The organism is uncultured Fluviicola sp. (assembly GCF_902168135.1).
Classification (GTDB): Bacteria; Bacteroidota; Bacteroidia; order Flavobacteriales_D; family Crocinitomicaceae; genus Fluviicola.
The window spans coordinates 21,024-42,715 of record NZ_CABHOL010000050.1; the positions used below are offsets into that span (position 1 = coordinate 21,024).

Annotated in this window: 18 protein-coding genes; 10 read left to right on the top strand and 8 right to left on the bottom strand. The window is 42.2% G+C overall.

The window, feature by feature from the left end:
* Window positions 1-19 precede the first annotated feature (19 nt).
* The 8 genes from QZT69_RS16905 (at window position 20) to QZT69_RS16940 (ending at window position 8,736) form a co-directional block, all read left to right on the top strand.
* Window positions 20-943, top strand: coding sequence for a hypothetical protein (locus tag QZT69_RS16905; protein WP_294678171.1), 924 nt, complete (start codon window positions 20-22; stop codon window positions 941-943).
* 592 nt (window positions 944-1,535) lie between these two features.
* Window positions 1,536-2,924, top strand: coding sequence for an RtcB family protein (locus QZT69_RS16910; RefSeq protein WP_294678179.1), 1,389 nt, complete (start codon window positions 1,536-1,538; stop codon window positions 2,922-2,924).
* Between the two features lie 256 nt (window positions 2,925-3,180).
* Window positions 3,181-3,906: a peptide chain release factor H gene (prfH, locus tag QZT69_RS16915; RefSeq protein WP_294678187.1), complete on the top strand. Its 726-nt coding sequence runs from the start codon at window positions 3,181-3,183 to the stop codon at window positions 3,904-3,906.
* Window positions 3,903-4,379, top strand: coding sequence for a hypothetical protein (locus QZT69_RS16920; RefSeq protein ID WP_294678191.1), 477 nt, complete (start codon window positions 3,903-3,905; stop codon window positions 4,377-4,379). The genes prfH and QZT69_RS16920 overlap by 4 nt, the downstream gene beginning before the upstream one ends.
* Window positions 4,380-4,626: 247 nt before the next feature.
* On the top strand, window positions 4,627-5,484 hold the full coding sequence (locus QZT69_RS16925; RefSeq protein WP_294678198.1) for a DUF4846 domain-containing protein: 858 nt from the start codon (window positions 4,627-4,629) through the stop codon (window positions 5,482-5,484).
* 244 nt (window positions 5,485-5,728) lie between these two features.
* On the top strand, window positions 5,729-6,511 hold the full coding sequence (map, locus tag QZT69_RS16930) for a type I methionyl aminopeptidase (protein WP_294678205.1): 783 nt from the start codon (window positions 5,729-5,731) through the stop codon (window positions 6,509-6,511).
* Window positions 6,504-7,094 (top strand): hypothetical protein, encoded by a 591-nt coding sequence (locus tag QZT69_RS16935; protein ID WP_294678212.1) that lies wholly within the window; start codon window positions 6,504-6,506, stop codon window positions 7,092-7,094. Before map ends, QZT69_RS16935 begins: the two co-directional genes overlap by 8 nt.
* 43 nt (window positions 7,095-7,137) lie before the next feature.
* On the top strand, window positions 7,138-8,736 hold the full coding sequence (locus tag QZT69_RS16940; protein WP_294678220.1) for a hypothetical protein: 1,599 nt from the start codon (window positions 7,138-7,140) through the stop codon (window positions 8,734-8,736).
* A gap of 44 nt (window positions 8,737-8,780) precedes the next feature.
* Here QZT69_RS16940 and QZT69_RS16945 read toward each other — a convergent pair whose 3' ends face one another.
* Window positions 8,781-10,715 (bottom strand): T9SS type A sorting domain-containing protein, encoded by a 1,935-nt coding sequence (locus tag QZT69_RS16945; protein WP_294678228.1) that lies wholly within the window; start codon window positions 10,713-10,715, stop codon window positions 8,781-8,783.
* Window positions 10,716-10,799: 84 nt separating this feature from the next.
* On the opposite strand from QZT69_RS16945, the gene dusB reads away from it, so the two are divergent.
* Window positions 10,800-11,801: a tRNA dihydrouridine synthase DusB gene (gene dusB / locus QZT69_RS16950; protein WP_294678234.1), complete on the top strand. Its 1,002-nt coding sequence runs from the start codon at window positions 10,800-10,802 to the stop codon at window positions 11,799-11,801.
* 126 nt (window positions 11,802-11,927) lie between these two features.
* On the opposite strand, the gene QZT69_RS16955 is transcribed toward dusB, so the two are convergent.
* The 7 genes from QZT69_RS16955 to QZT69_RS16985 all read right to left on the bottom strand — a co-directional run bounded on the left by QZT69_RS16955 (window position 11,928) and on the right by QZT69_RS16985 (window position 20,024).
* Window positions 11,928-12,269, bottom strand: a complete 342-nt coding sequence (locus QZT69_RS16955; protein WP_294678235.1) for a hypothetical protein — start codon at window positions 12,267-12,269, stop codon at window positions 11,928-11,930.
* Between the two features lie 9 nt (window positions 12,270-12,278).
* Entirely contained in the window at window positions 12,279-14,378 is a 2,100-nt protein-coding gene (recG, locus tag QZT69_RS16960; protein WP_294678237.1) for an ATP-dependent DNA helicase RecG, read from the bottom strand.
* A gap of 266 nt (window positions 14,379-14,644) precedes the next feature.
* Window positions 14,645-16,726 (bottom strand): thioredoxin family protein, encoded by a 2,082-nt coding sequence (locus QZT69_RS16965; protein WP_294678255.1) that lies wholly within the window; start codon window positions 16,724-16,726, stop codon window positions 14,645-14,647.
* 15 nt (window positions 16,727-16,741) lie between these two features.
* Window positions 16,742-17,176: a protein-disulfide reductase DsbD domain-containing protein gene (locus QZT69_RS16970; protein ID WP_294678259.1), complete on the bottom strand. Its 435-nt coding sequence runs from the start codon at window positions 17,174-17,176 to the stop codon at window positions 16,742-16,744.
* Between the two features lie 79 nt (window positions 17,177-17,255).
* Window positions 17,256-17,525, bottom strand: coding sequence for a hypothetical protein (locus QZT69_RS16975; RefSeq protein WP_294678262.1), 270 nt, complete (start codon window positions 17,523-17,525; stop codon window positions 17,256-17,258).
* A gap of 79 nt (window positions 17,526-17,604) precedes the next feature.
* On the bottom strand, window positions 17,605-18,852 hold the full coding sequence (gene tilS / locus QZT69_RS16980; protein ID WP_294678267.1) for a tRNA lysidine(34) synthetase TilS: 1,248 nt from the start codon (window positions 18,850-18,852) through the stop codon (window positions 17,605-17,607).
* Entirely contained in the window at window positions 18,840-20,024 is a 1,185-nt protein-coding gene (locus QZT69_RS16985) for an anthranilate synthase component I family protein (RefSeq protein ID WP_294678272.1), read from the bottom strand. Before QZT69_RS16985 ends, tilS begins: the two co-directional genes overlap by 13 nt.
* A gap of 219 nt (window positions 20,025-20,243) precedes the next feature.
* Here QZT69_RS16985 and QZT69_RS16990 point away from each other — a divergent pair, with 219 nt between their 5' ends.
* Window positions 20,244-21,560, top strand: a complete 1,317-nt coding sequence (locus QZT69_RS16990; protein ID WP_294678281.1) for a lysophospholipid acyltransferase family protein — start codon at window positions 20,244-20,246, stop codon at window positions 21,558-21,560.
* The last annotated feature ends 132 nt before the right edge of the window (window positions 21,561-21,692 follow it).

The window sequence follows — 21,692 nt, forward strand, 5'->3', positions numbered from 1 at the left end:
AAACAAACAATTCATCAGCATGCTGCGATTCAAACTGCTCTTAACACTATTCATCACCGGATTTTCGGTTGCACAGGATTCTTTGGAAGTAACCTTATTCGATAAAAGCCTCAACCAATTCTTAAACGTACGTGATTTTTGCATTTTCAAAGATGGAACGGAGGCCTTTTTCACGGTGCAAAGTCCTGACGGAACCATTTCACAGTTGGCACGAATTACTAACTCAGGAAACACCTGGTCGGAGGCCGAATTACTGCCTTTTTGCGACGAAAACAGCTACATGGAACCTTTTCTTGCGGATGATGGATTGCGTCTTTATTTTGCTTCCGACAGACCCGAAAAAGGAGCAAAAGAAACCAACAAAAATTTTGATTTGTGGTACGTCGAACGAAAAACGATTTCAGATGCATGGTCAGAACCGATTAATCTCGGAAAACCGGTCAATTCCGGGAACAATGAGTTCTACCCGACATTGAGCAAAAACAACAACCTGTACTTCACCATGGATGCCAAAACGGGTAAGGGGAAAGATGACATTTATTTTTGTGCATGGAACGGTAAAAAGTACGCTGCGCCGGTACTTTTAAATGACCATATCAATAGCTCCGGATACGAATTCAACGCATTCATTTCCAGTGATGAACGTTTCCTGATTTACACGAAATACAATACCCCGGACGGCATGGGAAGCGGCGATTTGTACATGGCAAAAAAAGACCAAAACGGGGTCTGGCAGAAAGGGGAAAACCTGGGGGCGATGATCAATACCAAATACATGGAATACTGTCCGTTCTACGATGAAAAAACGCAGACTTTGTACTTTACCGCCAAGCGAAATTCACTGCAATCGAAAGACTTTAAAAACATGGATGAATTCCAGGATTATGTGAACCAAAATGAGAACGGATTGAGTAAGATTTACCGGGTGAAAGTTACTTTTTAAAGGGGAATCTCATCAGATTTGATCCACATTCAAAATTTTTTATTACTACGTAATAAGCTGAAGTCCTCCAAAATTTTTTTTCAATTCATGCACAACCGTATCATTTTTTTTGCGTTACATTTGTGCCGTCGCTGAAGCTATTGCACAAGTGTTGTGCCGTCGCTAAAGAATAAGTCGACAACTAACAAGAAGTATAACAATTTTAAAAACCGAAGCAATGAGCAATTTCAGTATGACATTAGGAGCTCCAACTGGCAAGGATGCTGGTGTGCTCGGGCTTTGGGTTTTTCAATAGCGATTTAAAAAATCATCTTTATATGAAAATCCGAAGCTCTTAGAGGTTTCGGATTTTTTTGTTTTAGGTACCACCAAATTTCCCGGAATCTCTCTTGTCCAAAAGGACTAATCAAGAAAGTTAAAAATGATTGGAATGAAACTGTTTGTTCGCATTTCAATTGGGTTGGAAGAAAATTTCAAGATCAAGGCTTTCGATAATTTTCAGGCAATGAGTTTACTGAAGTAAATGAGTTGTCTAAAATTATTGAGTAACGCGGAGATTGGAATTTTACTTCGACCCTTAGAATCAAATTTTATGGGAAATAAGATTAAGGGGAAAGACTTACTGAAGATAGGCTTCCCCAACGACAACACTGTAAACATCGCCTTAGGGCTGATCAGCAGGTATAAAAAAAGAGAAACAAAAGACCGCGTCCTGAAAGAACTTTCCGAATTGCTTTACGCTCCGGATGAATACATCGGAGATGGGATTTGGGGCAAAATTGCAGAAGGACTCATTGCACCGGTTGAGGTGAAATTCAACGAATTGAAGATCGAACGTTCACCGTTTTTGATCTACGGCGAAAACGAAATTGATGACAAAACAAAACATCAGTTTTACCAGGCTTTGAAACTTCCGGTTTCAGTACAGGGAGCATTGATGCCTGATGCACATTACGGTTACGGCTTACCGATCGGGGGCGTTTTGGCAACGGATAACGCAGTGATTCCTTACGGAGTCGGAGTAGATATCGGTTGCCGGATGTCACTGAGCATTTTCGATGCGCCGGCGTCGTTTTTCAATGGGAAAACGCATCAACTGGAGAATTTGCTTTCGGAACATACGAAGTTCGGAATGGTTGAAACGCACAAGATCAAGCACGATCATCCGGTTATGGAAAGCAGGCTGTTTCGTGAAATTCCGCTTTTGAGAAAGTTGAAAACCAAGGCATACCAGCAATTGGGAACTTCCGGAGGCGGAAACCACTTTGTGGAATTCGGAACAGTAACCATTACCGCTTCGGATGCTGGAATTCCTCCGGGAGAATATTTCGCTTTACTGAGTCATAGCGGATCTCGCGGTTTGGGTGCAGCTATTGCGAAACAATACACGCAGCTGGCTGTGAAACAATGTCCTTTGCCGAGACAAGTGCAGCATTTGGCCTGGTTGAACCTGGACACGCATGACGGACAAGAATACTGGAATGCCATGAACCTTGCCGGTGAATACGCAAAAGCTTGTCACGATGATATTCACGCACGATTGACCAAAAAGTTGGGGCTCCGCATGTTGATGACGATAGAGAACCACCACAATTTTGCATGGAAAGAAACCGTGAATGGCAAAGAATGCATTGTACATCGAAAGGGTGCAACACCAGCCGGTTTGGGTGAATGGGGAATCATTCCGGGAAGTATGACAGCTCCCGGATTTATTGTCCGTGGATTAGGAAATGCTTCCAGTCTGAATTCTGCATCCCATGGCGCCGGACGTGTGTTCTCCCGCTCCGAATGCAAGAGCAGGTTTACCAAAAGCGAGATGATGAAAATCCTGAGCAATGCCGGTGTCAGTTTGATCGGAGGAGCGGTTGACGAAGCTCCGATGGCATACAAAAACATTCACCAGGTCATGGGGAATCAGCAGGAATTGGTAGAAACGATCGGGACATTTGCTCCGAAGATTGTAAGAATGGATAAGAACTAAGCGCAGCTTAGTGAAGACTGAGGCTCCATCTCACAAGATGGAAAAGCCGATGGAAAGCGCAGCTTAGTGAAGACTGAGGCTCCATCTCACAAGATGGAAAAGCCGATGGAAAGCGCAGCTTAGTGAAGACTGAGGCTCCGTCCGTCAGTTGACGGATGGAAAAGCCGAGGGACATGTTAGTCCGCCGCAATGGTAGAAAATTTGAGCAAAGCAATGACAAATTGCCTGATGCGAAGGACAGTTAAACACAAAACATATGGAAACGAAAATAATTCATATCACAACAGCAAAAGGTCCTCTGGAGTGCCAATTGGCCGCCGGAAAAATCCTGGGAGCTTTGCTTGCAGATTTGCGACAAAAAGGTCTGCAGGTTGAAGTAATCGATCGGACTGCCGGCCCCGAAAGCGGAATGATTTTATCCGCCACCATCCAAATCAACGGAATTGCGATTCAGACAGCAATTCAATCCTGGTTAGGGACGATACAATGGATTCATAGGCCTGCGCCGAAGCTTCAGCCCAGGGGCAAGAGTCCGTATCGTCCCAATCATGGGCGGAAGAACTGGTTTGTGGGGATTTTTGAAGTAAATCCGGCGGAAATTACCGGCTGGAACGAAAATGAGATTGTTTATCAATCGGTTCGCAGCAGTGGTTCAGGCGGACAGCACGTAAACAAAGTCAGTTCAGCGGTTCGGGCAATTCATCCCCAGAGCGGAACAATGGTTTTTGTGCAGGAAAGCCGTTCACAGCTTCAAAACAAGAAGATAGCCCGCGAACGTATTCGTGAAAAACTGGAAAAAGTCCAAAGTGAAAAACTAGTGGCTGTTGTCAACCAAACATGGTCGCAGCATCACCAACTGGAGCGCGGAAACCCGGTGAGAACTTTTACCGGAATGGATTTCAAACCCAAAAAAGCGGAGAAGACTTTTAAGAAACAACGTACTCAATTGAAACAGCAACTACGAAAAGAATTAGACTCATGACAGCAAATATTTACCTGGTAAAAGCTTTGGACTATTATCCATACAACCTGGAAGAAGCTTTGGAATCGTTGAATTATGCCATGGCATACGAAGAAAATAACCCGATTGCGCTCTGCCTGATGGGAAGAGTAAATCTGGAGATCTTCAAGGATTATCCGCTGGCAAATTCCTATTTCAGGGAAGCGATTGCAGCAAACATCGATTACCTGGAGACTTACACTTACTTTTTGGATTGTTTATTGATCCAGGAAGAATTTGAAGAGATGGAAAAGTTATTGGTTTTTGCACGAAAACTTAAAGGAATCGACAGGGGATTGCTCTTCTATCACGAAGCCTTGCTTTTAGAGAAACGATTGAAATTCAAAAAAGCTCAAAAAGCGATTAAAGAAGCCATGCTTTTGGCTCAAACCGGTTCGTTTATGTCGGACCTGGAAGAAATGAAGAAGCGGATTGAAAAGAAGAACCAGCTGTAGCTGGTGAAGACCGAGGCCTCGTCTCACAAAGACGAGTGAGCCGAGGGAAGGCGTTAGTCCGCCGCGGCGGAAAGACTAACAAAGCAATTTCAAATTGCTTGATGCGAAGGACGCTCGCTTTGAAATAATGAGGACTATTTATTATCCACACGAGCAACCGGGTATGCAGAGGAGCTATTTCTTTGTGTACCCGGCTTCTTTGATGTTATTTTAATTAACTTGCGTTGAAACTCGAAACCATCAGCCAATGAACAAATTAAGGCTTGCTATATTCTCAATCACATTTCTGATTGCAGCTTCCTGTGATCTGAATCCTCCAAAAACCATAGAGGGAATAAACGCTTCTGAGCAGTTAATCGATTCTTCCGGTACAACGGTTGCGACCCGTTTTTTGCCTCCGGATGGTTTTGAGCGCAAGCCCCAGGACAGTGCCAGTTTTGGGTTTTATTTACGCTATCTTCCGCTTCGGAAACACGGAGCTGAAGTTCATTTATACAATGGAAGTTTGAAAGGGAACCAAACTGCTCATGCAGCGGTCATTAATATGTCTGTTGGGAACCGGGACTTGCAGCAATGTGCGGATGCAGTGATGCGCCTGCGAGGGGAATATTTGTTCCTGAATAAACGGTTTTCAGATATTCATTTCCGTTTTGTAAGCGGATTTAATTGCGAATATTCCAAATGGAGAGAAGGAAACAGGGTTGCATTGAACGGAAACTCGGTCTTCTGGCAGAAATCTACTTCGGCTGATAAAAGCTATTCATCCTTCTTAAAATACATGGAAACGGTTTTCAATTATGCCAGCACCCTTTCTTTGGAAAAGGAATTGCGGTCCATTGAATTGAAAGATGTACAAATCGGAGATGTGCTGATTCGTGGAGGTGCTCCCGGCCATGCTGTAATTGTAGTGGATATGGTAGAAAATTCCGATGGTGAGAAATTAGTGCTTTTAGCACAAAGCTACATGCCTGCGCAGGAAATCCAGGTACTGGTAAATCCGATGAATAGAAATACATCACCTTGGTACAACCTGGAGGAGCGTATGAAGATCTACACCCCGGAATGGACATTTGAGGCACATCAGTTGAGGCGATTTGAAAAGTAAACAATCTTTCTTTTGAAATGAAAAACCGTGCAATTGTTTAGTTTTCAATGTTTTGAATTTGAATCTGTTCATAAATTAGTGAACAAGTGAATTTATGAATTCATGAATTTTGAAATTCAAAACTGAAGGTGAATCAGCGGTATTATGAGTATTGATAACGAATAATACAATTCGGCATTCGGTATACGGCATTCACAATTCAATTTGAAGTATCTTTGCATCAATGAATTTCCTGAATAAAAGTATGATCAAATATAAAACAGCCGAAGAAATCGAAATTATGCGCCAGGCAGCATTAGTAGTTAGCCGGACATTGGGAAAAGTAGCAGAAATGATCCGTCCCGGAATCACACCCCTTGAATTGGATCAAATGGCGGAAGCTTATATCCGTTCTCAGGATGCAATTCCCGGATTTTTGGGGTTGTACGGATGCCCGAGTACCTTATTGATTTCTGTAAACGAACAGGTTGTTCACGGATTGCCAACTGAAAGACCGATCCAGGAAGGGGATATTGTTTCTGTGGATTGCGGGGCTGTTTACAAAGGATATTACGGAGATCACGCCTATACATTTGCTATTGGTAAAGTCTCGGAAGCAAAACAAAAACTGCTGGATGTCACTTTAGAATGCTTGTATTTGGGGATCGAACAGGCTCAGGTTGGAAATCGTATGGAAGATATCGGCTGGGCTATCCAAACACATGCAGAAAAGCATGGTTACGGAGTTGTTCGCGAATTGGTAGGACACGGACTGGGAAAAACCCTGCATGAAGATCCTCAGGTGCCGAACTACGGGAAAAGAGGCCGCGGTAAAAAAATTATGAATGGTCTTACTATTGCTATTGAACCGATGATCAATATGGGAACCGAAAAAGTGATCCAATTGGAAGACAATTGGACAATTGTTACTGCAGATGGTCAGCCGAGTGCACACTTTGAACACGATATCGCAGTAGTTGACGGAAAACCGGTTATTCTTTCCACATTCGACTACATCGAGGAAGCTTTGGCGAAGAAAAATGATTAGTGAACGAATCGTTTTATTGGCCGTTCTGACAGCTGCAATGTATGGCTTATCTGCCTTCATGAAAGATGGAGCATACCTGCTTCCGTTCGGGTTGTATAAAGTAGGATTGTTCCTGGTTGCTCTTATTTTACTAATTGCCAACCGAAAAAGAATCCGTTTGAAGGAAGTGACCCTGATTCTTTGGGCTGTTTTCCTTGCTGTTTCTTCCAAGTTTGTCATGCAGCTGATCTTTTCAGACCGTGATTTTGAGCAGCAATTAGATACACTGGTTGTATTTTCTTCCTGGTTTTTTCTCGGATTTGTAGTATTCTTCTTTTTCTGGCAGATTTTAATTGCGTGGGAAGATAAAACCATGTACCGATGGCTACAGATTACTAATGGGGCGGCAATGTCGGTTTGTTTGATGATGAATATGTTCGAATGGCTGATCGTTCCGACATGGATGTGGTTAATGAGTGTTTTCCTGAGTAAAACCCAAAACCCGATGCACAAATCGATGGTGGGTCTGGTTGGCTTTATTATTATCAGTTCCTGGTGTTCCGCATTGTATTTCGGGAAAGAAGCCATTTTAGGAAACCTGTAACATTTCCTTCAGTGTGCATTATGGAATGAAGAACCAACTGAATATGCAATACCGTTTACTCTTCCTGTTTTTAGTTCCCTTGTTCCTGAATGCACAAACCATTCCGGAGCAGATAAGTTTCATTTTAAAGAAACCGCCGCGAACGGTTGAGAAGTACACCAAACCGGCTAAAAAAGATATGATCTTCCTGGAAACAGCCTTCAATAATGCGGTTTTTAAGGATAAAGAATTGCTCAATTCGATTAAGGATAAAGTGATTTTAAAGATCGAATTAATTTACACCACTTACCGGAAATCAGAAACATTTGATCAGCACGGATTAAGCAGAAAACGCCTGGAAAATTTGTTCCTGTCGGCTCCGAACAGTTTGGACCAGTCGGGAATAGAGTGGATACTCATTGCACAGTCGGGGTGCAAATCAGCAGAGGAAGGGAAAGACTATTTCCATGGATTTGCAATTACCTACCGCGATCTTCCGGATGTAATCACTACGAAAGTAGAGACCAGTTTCATCCGGGAAGTTGCCGCCGGAAAGATTAAATCCTATGCTTACGATACTTATTTGAAACGGGAAACGGAGAAATTGGAAAAGGAATCCTCACCGGACGAAACCGAACCGGTTATTGTACTTCCGAAATTCCCGCACAGCGAACAGGCTCGTATTAACTACTTTTCAAAATACCTGAATTTTCCTCCTGAAGCATCCGGACCCAAAAAGGTAGATGTACAGTTTATTATCAACAAAGAAGGAAAAATTACACAGATCAATTTTCCAACATTGCCAGGACCTTCACCTTATAAAGAAGAAGTTCGCGAGTTTATAAAGACCATGCCGGATTGGACACCAGGAACCTTGAACGGAAAACCAACAGAATGCATGGTTCAGTTTTCGGTCGATTTTATGAGTAGGGGAAGTGTTGTTCCGTCTCCGCTGGAAGTTTTTGCAACGGAAGTTCCTCCGAAGTTGAAACCCAAATTGCCAGCATACAATTACAATGCTATTAAACCGCAACCAACGTCCAATCAAGTGAGTAAAGCACTTACAAAGGTGGATTGGTCCAAAACTACATTGGTTTGTGATGTGACCGGAAGTATGGCTCCCTACAATGCCCAGGTGGTGGAATTTATAGCTGCTCAACTAAAGAACAAACTTCAGGCACCTAAGCAGTTTGTGTTTTTCAACGATGGAGATAATCGAAAAGACAAAACGAAGAAAGCCGGTCAGACAGGTGGGGTTTATAATTATACCTCAAGTAACCTCGATTCTATTTCTGAGTATATGATCTATGTGATGGACAAGGGATCCGGTGGTGATTTGCCGGAGAACAATGTGGAAGCGCTGATTTATTCTCTGAAGAGTTATCCGAGAACAGAGAAATTGGTTTTGATAGCAGATAATTTTGCTTCTCCAAGAGACATGTCATTGATCGGGAATATTGGAATCCCGGTTCATGTAGTTGTTTGTGGAGGAACTATTTTGAATGAAGATTACTTGGATATTGCCTACAAAACGAAAGGTTCGTTGAGCTTTAACGGTGTTGATTACAAGGATTTCTATACGTTTGAGGACGGATCAACCATGCATGTCGGAAAAACGACTTATGTACTCAAAAAAGGGCACTTTGTGCAAAAGAGAGAGTAGAACAGAATGATAAGTTATCATTCTGTTTTCCAACTTTGAGCAGTTTAGTTCTTCACAATTCTTTTGATTGTTTTGCCTTTATTTGTCGAAAACTCAAAAATGTACATTCCATTTTGAAATTCCTTCAGAGAAAGACTTTCTTGTTTCTTGTCAAGTCTATAAGTCGGTTTGATTACTTTTCCCTGAAGATCATAAACAGTAAGCAGGGTTTCTGTTTGATTTCCATAAATGATTACATTGTCCTTGGTTGGATTCGGAAATAGAACTATGGAGTTCATATCGTTTTCACCTAGTTCCAGTAATGAAATGTGTCCGTTGGTATAAGAAATGCCTTCAGTAACCACAAAGTAGTTCCCCAATGATTTTTGTGTACAATAAAGTGATAGTTGAAGCCAATAATTTCCAAAACCGTAATTCATAACAAATAAACTAGGAATAATATGGGTTCCATTCGTATCAATTACTGCCCAGTTCACAACTACAGAATCCAAACTGTAGAATTGGTAAGAATCAATATAAATTGTATCAATAGTATTGTAATCGATATCGCAATTTTCAATGGTAATTCCAATGGAGTCTGCAGGTGTAAAATCATCGAACGGGTTAATGAAGATATAATTTGAATCGGAAGGAATCACAAAAGTACTTGTAATAGTATCGTTATTTCCATCTGTTGTAAGGACGGAATAAATACCAGGACATAGGCTGTCTATATAAGTGCTTTCGGATCCCACGATGGTTGTCCCATTACTCAATTCAAATGTGAAATCAGGAATTCCATTTGCAGCTATCAAAACATAACCGTTACAATCGTTAGGGTTGGAAGGAGAGCTGAAGGTATTTACACTTAGCTGATTAAAGTACAGGTTTTTGTAGAGTTTTGCAGCATTAGGACCAAAACTTCCGCTGGAAAGGAATTGCTGTCCGGAAACCAGTACATCCTCATCCCCATCATTATCAATATCTCCAATAGATACATGTCCTCTTCCATCAGCGAATGGAATTGAATCAAATTCTTGCAGCGTGCTTGTTCCTGTATTCTTATATGCATAGATCACAGACTCTCCGGATCCGACATATCCGCGTATCAAAACATCTTTCTTCCCGTCAGAATCCATATCGAAACAATAAACTTCTCCTGTAGTGATCGGGATATCGTATGCAGTTGCCTGGGAAAAGTTCAAATTTCCATTATTCAGGTAAACAGATGCTTGAGATCCAAGTACAATGATGTCAAGAATCTGGTCATTGTTCATATCGTTAAATGCTACATCGGGTACTGCAATGTTGTCAAAACTGGTAGAAGTTACTGTGAAATTACCTGCACCGTCGTTGATACAAACAGGTGAATTAGAATTCAACAAGAAGATGTCCGATTTTCCGTCGTTGTTCATATCACCGATTTTACAACCGGAAGCAGCACTGAGCGAATTCAGGTAGACAAAATTCCCGTTGTTATTGAAATACAAGGTAGAATTCCAGCCGGCGATCACTACGTCCATGAACGCGTCACCATTTATGTCAATGAATGATCCTTCTCCCCATGCGTTGCTAAGCTCGCTGCTAAGTGTAGCTGATAAGGTGAAGTTTCCAAAACCATCATTCTCGTATAAAGCGGGAGCTGCATCATCACTGGTGATTAACAAATCTTCGTCCCCATCTCCATTGACATCCCCAAAATCAACTTTGGGTAATATCGGGCTAATAAATGTTGTGTTGGGAACAAGTAGAAATTTTCCTCCTCCAATATTTTTATACAATTTTGTTTGCAGTCCAACTGTATGAACAGTTCCGGAAATTAACAAATCAAGATCACCATCTCCGTCAATATCTGAAAAATCGGAATCACTATCTCCGAATTGAGGAAAGTTTGCGGTGTTTCCAGCCAAAGGATTTACTTCAATATATTCCGGATTTTGCCCGAAAACAGGATTAACGAATAAGGTAGCTGCCAGAAGTACTAAATGAAGTTGTTTCATGATGGTTATTTGGGGTAAAGGTAGTGTAATTTAAGTTAGTAACTCATTTTATATTTTTTCTTTTGAATTGTCTACCTTTGCACCATGGTAAAAATCCGTGATATTGAATTGGGTGAATTTCCGCTTCTTTTGGCTCCAATGGAAGATGTGAGTGATCCACCGTTCAGGGCTTTATGTAAAAAGCATGGAGCTGATTTGATGTACACTGAATTTATTTCTTCGGAAGGATTGATCCGCGATGCGATCAAGAGCCGTCAAAAGCTGGACATTTTCGATTATGAAAAACCCATCGGGATCCAGATCTTTGGTGGTGATGAAGAAGCCATGGCTATGTCTGCAAGAATTGTGGATGCTACCAACCCGGATATTTTGGATATCAATTTCGGTTGCCCGGTGAAGAAGGTGGTTTCTAAAGGAGCAGGAGCAGGAGTGTTGAAGGATGTAGACCTGATGGTTCGCCTCACAAAAGCTTGTATCAACTCCACGAAATTGCCGGTAACCGTTAAAACCCGTTTGGGCTGGGACCATTCAATGATTAATATCATGGAAGTAGCCGAGCGCCTGCAGGATATCGGGGTGGAAGCTTTGTCCATTCACGGACGAACGCGCGCGCAGATGTACAAGGGTGAAGCTGACTGGAGTTACATTGCGGAAGTGAAAAACAATCCCCGGATTAAAATCCCAATCTTTGGGAACGGAGATATCGACACGCCGGAAAAAGCACTGGAATACAAAAACCGTTACGGGGTTGACGGAATCATGATCGGTCGTGCAAGTATCGGTTACCCATGGATCTTCAATGAAGTGAAGCATTTCATGGAAACAGGAGAGCATTTGCCTGCTCCGGGAGTAAAAGACAGGGTAGAGGCTGCCCGCGATCATTTAATGATGAGCGTGAAATGGAAGGGCGAACGTTTGGGAGTGGTTGAAATGAAACGCCATTACACGAATTATTTCAAAGGAATTGCGCATTTCAAAGAATACCGAACCAAATTAGTTACGTCGTTCGATTTGCAGGAAATCCTGGATACACTCGCTTACCTGGAAGAAAATGCAGAGGAATTTATCTTTTCGAATCCAGTTTAGATTTTACCTTTTCAGAAGAATCTCATCTGGCTTCCTCCTTTGGAGGTCGTGACGACTCAGACGAGTGTCAGACTCCGTCAGAGGGGAATGAGGGGGAGGAAAATCCGATTGCTTTTAAGGCGATGATTATTGTACTTTATAAGTATACTTCACACGCACATGCTCAAAAGCCGCGTAGCGCGTTCCGGCAGTAAATTTTAATTTCTTTGCGGCATTTTCGGCTTTCATCCGCGACGGTGTTGATTTGATTGTCGATTGCTCACCGATGATCTTCGTTCCGGTTACAAGGCCTTCTCTATTCACAGCCAGTTCTACTACAACAGTTCCTTCTGCAGCGGATGAAATGGTGAAATTCTCTGTGGTAGTTAGTAGTTTTCGTCCTGAGTCGACCAGTGTTCCTGTAAGTACTTGTGAGTCAGCCCGGGAGTAGCTTAAAATTGCAATTGCTAGTAGAAGAAGTTTTTTCATTGTCCAAGTTTAAGAAATTTCTGCCCAATTTGGTTTGTCCTGAAGTCTTTTTATTGCTTCGAGGCGCAAGAAAACATGTTCCTGTTTTTCCAAACGCGGGTCATCTATCAAAAGCTCTCTTGCCTTCTCACGGGCAAGAGCAACAAGCGGGCCATCTTTTGCCAAATCCGCAATTTTCAAGTCCAGCTGGCCGCTTTGCTGAGTTCCCATAATATCTCCCGGACCACGCAGTTCCAAATCGACTTCGGAAATTTCAAATCCGTCGTTGGTGCGGACCATTGTCTGGATCCGTTTTTTGGTGTCGGCAGATAATTTATTTCCGGTCATCAGCAGGCAGTAGGATTGTTCTGCACCCCGGCCTACACGTCCGCGCAGCTGGTGTAACTGTGACAAACCGAAACGTTCCGAGCTTTCAATGACCATTACAGATGCATTCGGGACATTAACACCGACTTCGATAACGGTTGTTGCAATCATAATCTGTGTTTTTCCCTCAACAAACTGCTGCATTTCGTAGTCTTTCACCTCAGGTTTCATTTTCCCGTGAACAATGCTCACCCTGTAATCCGGTAGCGGGAAAGCACGACTGATTGCTTCGTAGCCGTCCATGAGGTTGTTGTAGTCCAGTGTTTCGGATTCCTGTATCAACGGATAGACAATGTAGACCTGTCTTCCAAGTGCAATTTCTTTGCGGATAAATCCAAAAACAAGCGACCTGTCTTTTTCAAAATGGTGTTTGGTGGTAATGGGTTTTCTTCCCGGTGGAAGTTCATCAATTACCGAAACATCCAGATCTCCGTAATAAGTCATTGCCAGTGTCCTGGGAATAGGTGTTGCGGTCATGACCAAAATATGAGGCGGAGAAGTGTTTTTCTTCCATAAACGGGAACGCTGCTCTACACCGAATCGATGCTGCTCATCGATTACAACCAATCCGAGGTTTTTGAATTGGACAACGTCTTCCAATAAAGCGTGCGTTCCGACTAAAATATGAATTTCTCCGCTGAGTAATTGTTCATGTATTTCTTTACGGGCCGCTTTTTTGGTTGAACCGGTCAATAATGCAATTTTGACGGGTGTTCCTACCAGTAATTCGCTTAGACCGGTGAAATGCTGATTTGCCAGGATTTCCGTTGGAGCCATTAAAGCACCCTGCAGACCGGAACCGATTCCCATCAAAATAGTTAGCAAAGCTACAACTGTCTTTCCACTACCGACATCTCCCTGCAGTAAGCGGTTCATCTGGAAACCCGAACCAATATCCCTTCGGATTTCACGGAGCACTTTTTTTTGAGCATTCGTTAAAGGGAAAGGCAGGTTGTTTTCGTAGAAATCGTGAAAGAGCTGTCCTACTTCCGAAACCACTTGCCCGCTGTTTTTTTGCATGTTGATTGATTTTCGGAGCAGTAATTCAATCTGAAGGTTCAATAATTCTTCAAATTTGAAACGCATGCGTGCTTTTTGGGCCAATGCAACATCAGCCGGCATGTGAACTGCACGAATAGCGGCACCGAAAGCCGGGAGTTTTAATTCCCTGATCAATTTCGATGGAATAGTTTCTTCGAAATAAACTTTGGAAGCTAGTTCCAGGAGGTTTTCGATCAATTTTTGAATTCCTTTCGAATGCAGACCTGAAGCGGTCAGTTTTTCGGTAGAGGAGTAAACGGGCTGCCATCCCATGCTTGCCTCCGTTCCGTTTGCCGGACTCAATTCCGGATGGGAGATGTTCCAGGTATTTACGTAGGGTTTTGCTTTCCCGAAAACGATATAAGTGGTATTCAGTTTCAGGTTCGGAAGAATGTATTTGTATCCCTGGAACCAGAGTAGATCAATAATTCCCGTACCATCCTGGAATTTGACATTCAATCGTTTTTGCCTTCCGCTTCCTGTTTCCGAAACCGAGATGATCTGGCCTTTTAGTTGAACATACCCGTCGATTTGAGGGATGTCTTTGATCAAATGGAATTGGGATCGGTCGATGTAACGGAAAGGAAAATGGTAGAGCAGGTCGTGATAAGTTGCGATTCCCAATTCTTCTCTCAGCAATTTGGCTCTTTGCGGACCAACTCCTTTGAGGAATTCGATGTGAGTTTGCAACCATTGATTCATGATGCGAATTTAGCTATTTGGATATTAAGACATTCGGATATTAAGATTTTAGGGCCAAATTCTTTTAGAAGAATATCTTAATTCTGAAACGGGATTCCTATAAATGATAAATGGAGTTCGGACAGGCGTCCAAACTCCATTCACTAATCAACCTAACCTAACCACCTAAATCATTACAAAGATAATTCTATTTTGTAATTGAGTAAAATATTTTTAGTTAAAATTATCTTAATACACAGTTTTTATGGATGAACGGTAAAAATGAATTATTTTTTATACGTGTCCAATCCTTTTTCAAGCCATTTTTTAAATACTTCAGGACTTCCATGATTTTGATAATCGGCAGAACCGACCGGAATGTCTTTCCCTTCAGGTGTTTGAAGTACATAATAAGGCTGTGATGAAGTCTTATATTCTTCAATTTGTTTAGCCGTCCATTTATTTCCAATCGTAACTATTGAAAAATCCTGTCCGTTTACCTTGATCGTACGCTGTTCTTCTTTTGGTAATTCCGTGCGCTCGTCTACATATAAAGACACTATTACAACGTCATCGCGAAGGTGTTCAATGATTCCGGGCTGTCCCCAAACACTTTGTTCCATTTTACGACAGTTCACACATCCCCATCCGGTGAAATCGACAAAAAGCGGTTTGTTTACTTTCTTCGCGTAAGCCAAAGCTTTGTCATAATCGTTGAAAGCCATCAATCCTTTTGGTCCTTTGTGCATTCCGTCTACGTGAACTTCTGATGCGGAAATGGTACCTTCTCCACTTCCACCGACGCCATTAGGCGATTCGGCATAGAAGTCCGGAGGTAAGAATGCGTTGACTAATTTTAAAGGAGCTCCCCAAAGGCCCGGAATGAGATAGAAGGTGAAAGCAATAGTTAATGTTGCCATCATGGTTCTTCCCACCGATAATTTTTCTACCGGGCTATCATGCGGTAATCGGACTTTTCCAAGTAAGTAAAGGGAAAGTGTTCCGAAAACTGCGATCCAAATGGAAATAAAGACTTCCCGCTCCAAAAGATGCCACTGCATAGTAGTGTCTGCTGTGGACAAGAACTTGAAAGCAAATGCAATTTCCAAGAAACCTAAGAATACTTTTACCACGTTTAACCAACCGCCTGAACTCGGCATAGAGTTTAGCCACGAAGGGAACATTGCGAATAACATAAATGGTAAAGCAAGTGCCAGTCCGAATGCAAACATTCCGACCATCAGGGCAGAATCTCCACCGCTTGATGAAATTCCTACCAATAAACTCCCTAAAATCGGTCCTGTACAAGAGAATGAAGCCAGTGATAATACCAATGCCATAAAGAAGATTCCTACTACACCTCCTTTGTCTGCTTTTTCATCAGCTTTATTGGTCCATTTTGCAGGTAATTGAATTTCAAATGCACCTAAGAAAGATAACCCGAAAACAAAAAGCATTAAGAAGAAGAAAATGTTGAAATAGACGTTTGTAGACATTTCATTCAACAAGCTGGATGCTCTTGTAATTACAACAATACCACCAAGCAAAACATGTATGGCAATGATAGAACCTCCATAAATAAAAGCATTTCTTCTGCCTAAGGCCGGAGTTTTACTTCTTTTTGTAAAGAAACTTACCGTCATAGGAATCATTGGGAATACACAAGGCATGATGATTGCCGCAAATCCACCCAGGAAAGCCAGGAAAAAAGTTCCCCAAAGTGAACCTGACTTTTTCTTCTCTTTTTTCTGATGATCTTCGTTTTGAGCTTGCTTTGAATCTTTTTTAGAATCAGATACCTCCGTCTTTACAGATGAAGAAGTTGAAGAAGCGGTGTCTTTTGTCTCGGGATCACTGCTTACTGCTGTTTCTGAGGTTAGTGCATCAGCATTTGGATTCCCCTTCACGTTGATCGTTCCTGATGATTGGTATGGGGGAAGGCATGCAGCATTGATTTCACAAGTTTGGAAATCGTATTTAAAAGTGATTTTAAAATCTTTTTTAGATAGAATCTTTATTTTCTGTTTAAAAACAGCTTTTCCTACGTGAAAGACGAGTGTTTCATCCAGAATCTTATCATATTCACTGTGAGGCTTGGATTCGGTCATTTTTCCAACCAACTCAAAATCTTTTGATTTGACCAACTCTACAGTTGTAGGCCAATTCATAGAGCCTTTTGGGAGTACCATAGGGTTAATTTCCCAATTTGGTATAATGGATGCTTCGATGATTACTGTTGCATAATCGTCTTTTTGTTCAACTCTACCACTCCATTTTACTTTGTCTTCAGGATTTGGAACCTGAGCACTTACTTGTAATGAGGTGAATAAACCAACTAAAAGGATTAAACTTTTAAATAAGTATTTCATAAAGTTTGTTGTGTATTATGGAATTGTTATGGAAAAATCAACATCAACAGGAGGGAGGCACATCACTTCGTTGCAGACCATGAAGGTTACATAACCTGTGATCATATCACCTGATTTTGCTTTGGCTACTTTGCGGGTGAAAGTAACTTCTGATTTGAAAAAGTCAAGTGCAGCCTCGAAATTCTCATCGTACTCGTGAATGGCTTTGGGTTCCGTGACCTCTCCTTCAAATTTGATATTCGGGTTTTCCGTAAACGTAAAACTGGTCGGGACCGGGCCGATAGTATTGTTAATATGCTGGCTGTATAAATGCCAGCCTTCGGAAATGATCGCTTTGAATTGGATTTCTTTGGTGCTCGTATTGTAAGAAAAGTCCCATTTTACTCTGTCCTGAGCAAAAAGACTGGTTCCGATCCATAAAAATGAGCATAAAAAAAGCAGTTTACGCATGGGGCTTTAGTTTGTACTTCCAAAGCTACGAAACGAAAACTGCTTGGCAATAATGAGTTTAACTAACTTTCTTGAAAAGCTAAAACTTTAATTCTACAATGTGATCAATGGGAATCCACATTCCGCCTTTCAGGCAGATGTATTTTTGTCCGGTGGCCCAAATGGTTGTGTTGACCCTTTTTAGTCCCTCGTCGTCGTGAAAAATGATGCCAACCTTGTGGTGGTACCCGTTCCCTAATCGGGTTGCTTCCTCTAATTTGGCACGAATATCTGATTGCTGTTCAAATTCAATCGGATGTTTAAAAGACAAATCTTTCACGATTTCTTTTTCGACTGTAACTGGTTCCATTTTGCGGGGTTTTAAGAGTGTACAAATCGAAATTTAATAAAAAAATAATTTCAAAATCACATTTCGTGAAAAAAAAGTATTAATGATTTTCTGAGGCCTTGTAGAGCTTGATTATCAGACGGGTAGAAGAGGGTGCGAGGTGTTTTTTTGAAACTGCTACACCGGGTATCCAAATGGTCTCTTTTCCGCTTTTAAATACCGGATAGGAATCTCTCCATTGTTCCGGAATACCTGCATCCTTCAATAATTTGAATACTTTGGTTTTTCCTTTTACGCCAGGACGCTGAATGGTGTCTGAAGCGTCTGCAAAGCTTTGGGTGAGTGGAATACTCATGCTTGCGGGATCCAGGTAAACTTCCCATTTTGAAAACGATTTAGGTAAGAATTCAACCTCTTCAATCTTGAACTCCCATTGACTAATTTCTGTAAAATTGGAGTTCCAGGAAAATCCATCTTTAGTTCTAAACAAGGAACTCTTATCGATTTTAGCACTGAGTTTGGCATTGCTTAATCCTTGGATACGATCAATCATCCAAATCGGCCATGAGAAATAATGACAGCATGCGATGCGTTCTTCCATTGTCAGTTCAGACCATTCACTGAAAGGAATCTGAGCATTTCTCTCCCAGGACCGAAGTTTCGATTTTAAAGAATCCTGAACAGCCTGCTGGGTTTCGCGAAATGCAGTTTGAATAAGTTGAATGGAATGGTTCAATCCCGGATTGGTTTCCAGTAACTGTGGAATAATGATATTCCTGAATTGGTTTCGCTTGTAGTTATTTTCTTCGTTGCTTGCATCTTCCCGCCATTGGATGTTATTTTCGAGAGCATAGTTTCTTAAGTCCTCTTTGGAAAGCCCTAAGAAGGGCCGGATGATTCCATTTCGTTCGGTGTGCATTCCACCAAGCCCGAAAATACCTGAGCCGCGCATTAACTGCAGGAAGAAGGTTTCTACCTGGTCGTCTGAATGATGTGCAAGTAAAACCCGGTTTTCAGGTAATTTTTGAATGAATTCCCGGAACAGTTCGTGGCGGAATTTTCGTGCAGCTTCCTGCAGGTTGATGCCTTTTCCTTTGGTTAATTCTTTCGGACAGCGAACCACCTCCATTTCCAGTTTGTGTTTTTGTGCCAGGCTGCGAACAAACGCCTCGTCCTTGTCACTTTCCTCACCTCGCAGCTGGTAATTGATATGAAGGACCATGGGTTCGAATCCCAGCGGGATCAGTGCTTCCAGTAAAACCGTCGAATCAAGCCCGCCCGAACAAGCCACGCACAGGTTAAACTTTTGCAGGTCTAACTTTGAAAGTGCTTCTTTTACCACTGACATGTTCCGAAAAGTGAGAGGATTTTACCGACTTTAACCCTGCATTCTTCGTATTCGGCTTCTGCGTCCGAAAGCGTGGTGATTGCTCCGCCGACTCCGCAGGATAGTTTCTTTGTCCGGGTATCATAAAATAAGGTACGGATCAGAACATTCAGGTCGAAATCTGAATTGGGATAAATCACACCAAAGGAGCCTGAGTAAAATTCCCTGGAGAACCCTTCGTATTTTTCGGCCAGTTCTACCGCGGATTTTTTTGGTGCTCCTGTCATAGAGCCCATGGGGAAAGCCGCTTTCAGAATTTCCGAGAAAGTTGCAGTTTCCTTCAGTTCGCAGGAAATGGTAGAAATTAGTTGATGAACGGTGGGGAAAGAGTAGATCTCACACAACTCATCCACATGTACACTTCCTTTTGCTGCCACCCGCGACAAATCGTTTCGCACCAGGTCTACGATCATGACATTTTCTGCGCGTTCTTTTTTGCTGGTCTGAAGGTTATTGCGGTTTTGCAGGTCCTCCAAATCAGTTAAACCCCTTGGAGCCGTTCCTTTAATGGGCTGTGAAATGAGTTTTGTTCCTTTCTTTTGAATAAATCGTTCCGGGCTTGCTGAGGCGAGCATCCAATCTGTTGTTTCAACCAATCCTGCAAAAGGGGTTGGGTTTACTTCCCACATGCGCATGAAGAAGGGTTGAATGGATGTCAGTTCAATTTCTTGTGAATCGATCAGCTGACAGAAGTTCAATTCGTAAATATCACCTAACTGAATGTGTTCCTTCAATTGGCGGATGCGTTCCAGGTAAGTTTTTTGATCGATCTTTGCCGACCACCGGATGGAAGGTGCCGGTTCGTTTTTCCGGAAGAGGTCTTCTGCCAGTTGTAAATTGGTTTCGTCATTTTTTCCTTCCAAAGGATAAGCAGTTCCACCTTCATATAAATAAGTGCTTTCCGGGACCCAAACCCGCAGTAAAGGCAGTTGGTTCGGGGCGTGTGGAACGGAAAGGATGTCAAGTCCCAGCTGGTAGTTGATAACCGTGAACAGGGTTTTGCCTTTGTGTTCGTCGAGAAAAGCGTTCAGTGCAGACCAGTTCAGGTCGGAATGTAGTAAAAACTCTGTTTCGCATCCGATCCCGACGAGGAAGGAGTTTTCCTGATACCTGAAAAGTGCACGCTCAATCATTTAACAAAATTACGAATTACGTCCCGATAATTATCGGGATACGAATGCCGAATTATTGAATGTTTCTGGGTTGTCCATTTGCTGGCTATGCCTAATTGATTCTGGAGAATTTATTGATTTAGGTCTAATTTCACATCTTTTAAGAGCGAATCATCCATTCGTAATTAGGCATTCGGAATTCGTAATTATGAAATGATTAATTTCGTTCAAAACCCACTCATGTTATACCGAATCTTAAAAGCGATCATTTCATTTGGAATCAGGCATTACTACCGCGAAATCAAAGTTGTGAATAAAGAACTATTGGACAGGGAGAACGGTCCTTTGATCATTATCGCGAACCACCCGAATACCCTGATGGATGCCTGGATGGTTGGTTTTGCCAACCGGAGACGTGTTCATTTTATGGCAAAAGCAACTTTTTTTAATTCTCCGTTCAAACGCAAATTATTGGGTGCACTGGGAATGATCCCGATCAACCGGAAATCGGACGGAGCTGTCTCAGGTGTTAATAACAAAGATTCGTTCGAGGCTTGTTACCAATTATTGGAAAGGGGCGATGTTTTGGTCATTTTTCCGGAAGGAACCAGTTTTCTGGAACGTAAACTCCGGGAGATCAAAACAGGTACTGCGCGCATTGCATTGGAGGTAGAACGCAGGAACCTGGGAAAACTAGGATTGAAAGTTGTTCCGATCGGACTGAACTATGTTTCGGCGGATTCTTACCGCGGAAAAGTATTGGTACATGTGGGTAGACCTATCGAACTGGCCGACTTGTGGAAAGAGTATGAATCCAACCAGGCGCATGCGGCCAAGCTGCTTACGGAACGTTTCAGGGTTGAGTTGTCTCGTGTTTTTGTGAACATGGAGGATTCTGCACGTGAAGACCTGGTGGAGCAACTGGCAGATCTTTTCGTAACCAAGTACACGAAACAAACGGATGTTGCCGGTGAAATGAATTTCATGAAATCTGTCCAGGCGCGTTTGGAAGAATACAGTTTGACCAGTCCGTGGAAGTTGAATGAAATACAGACTGAAACGAGTAATGTATTTGCGTCACTACAGTTTTTGGGGATTAAACCAGATTTCCTGGACCGTCCGTACAGATCATCGTTGTTTTTGAGGCAGTTTATTCAGAGCTGGCTGTTTGTTATTCTGACTGTTCCGGTCTTTCTCGTTGGGTTTATTCATCACGTGGTTCCGTATTGGCTGATCGGTTGGATTGTACCGAAAATGACCAAAGAAGTGGAGTACCATGCGCCCTTGTCGATTTTGCTGGGATTGCTCCTTTACCCGTTAAATTATTTGGGATTTGGCCTGCTTGCACATTTTTGTCTGGATCTTTCCTGGCTGGAAACATTGCTTTATTTGGCGGTGCTTCCGTTATTCGGGACCTTTGCCCATTACTACATGCGCTACATGTCCCATTTGAATTCCAAGCAGCGTTTCGGTCGTTTTGCGCGAAGAAGGAGTGCTATTCTCCAAAATTTACGCGAACAGCGGGAACAGTTGAAAGACCTGATTTTTAGAGATTAAGCGAGTGTTAAATAGGTGTGAATGAAACCAAATTCATTTTTTTTACTTTTTTTTCGGGAAAATCCTTTGATAGAACGATGCATTTATTAATTTTGCGCCTGTCTTAGGGAGACCTCAGACGCGTTCTTTGTA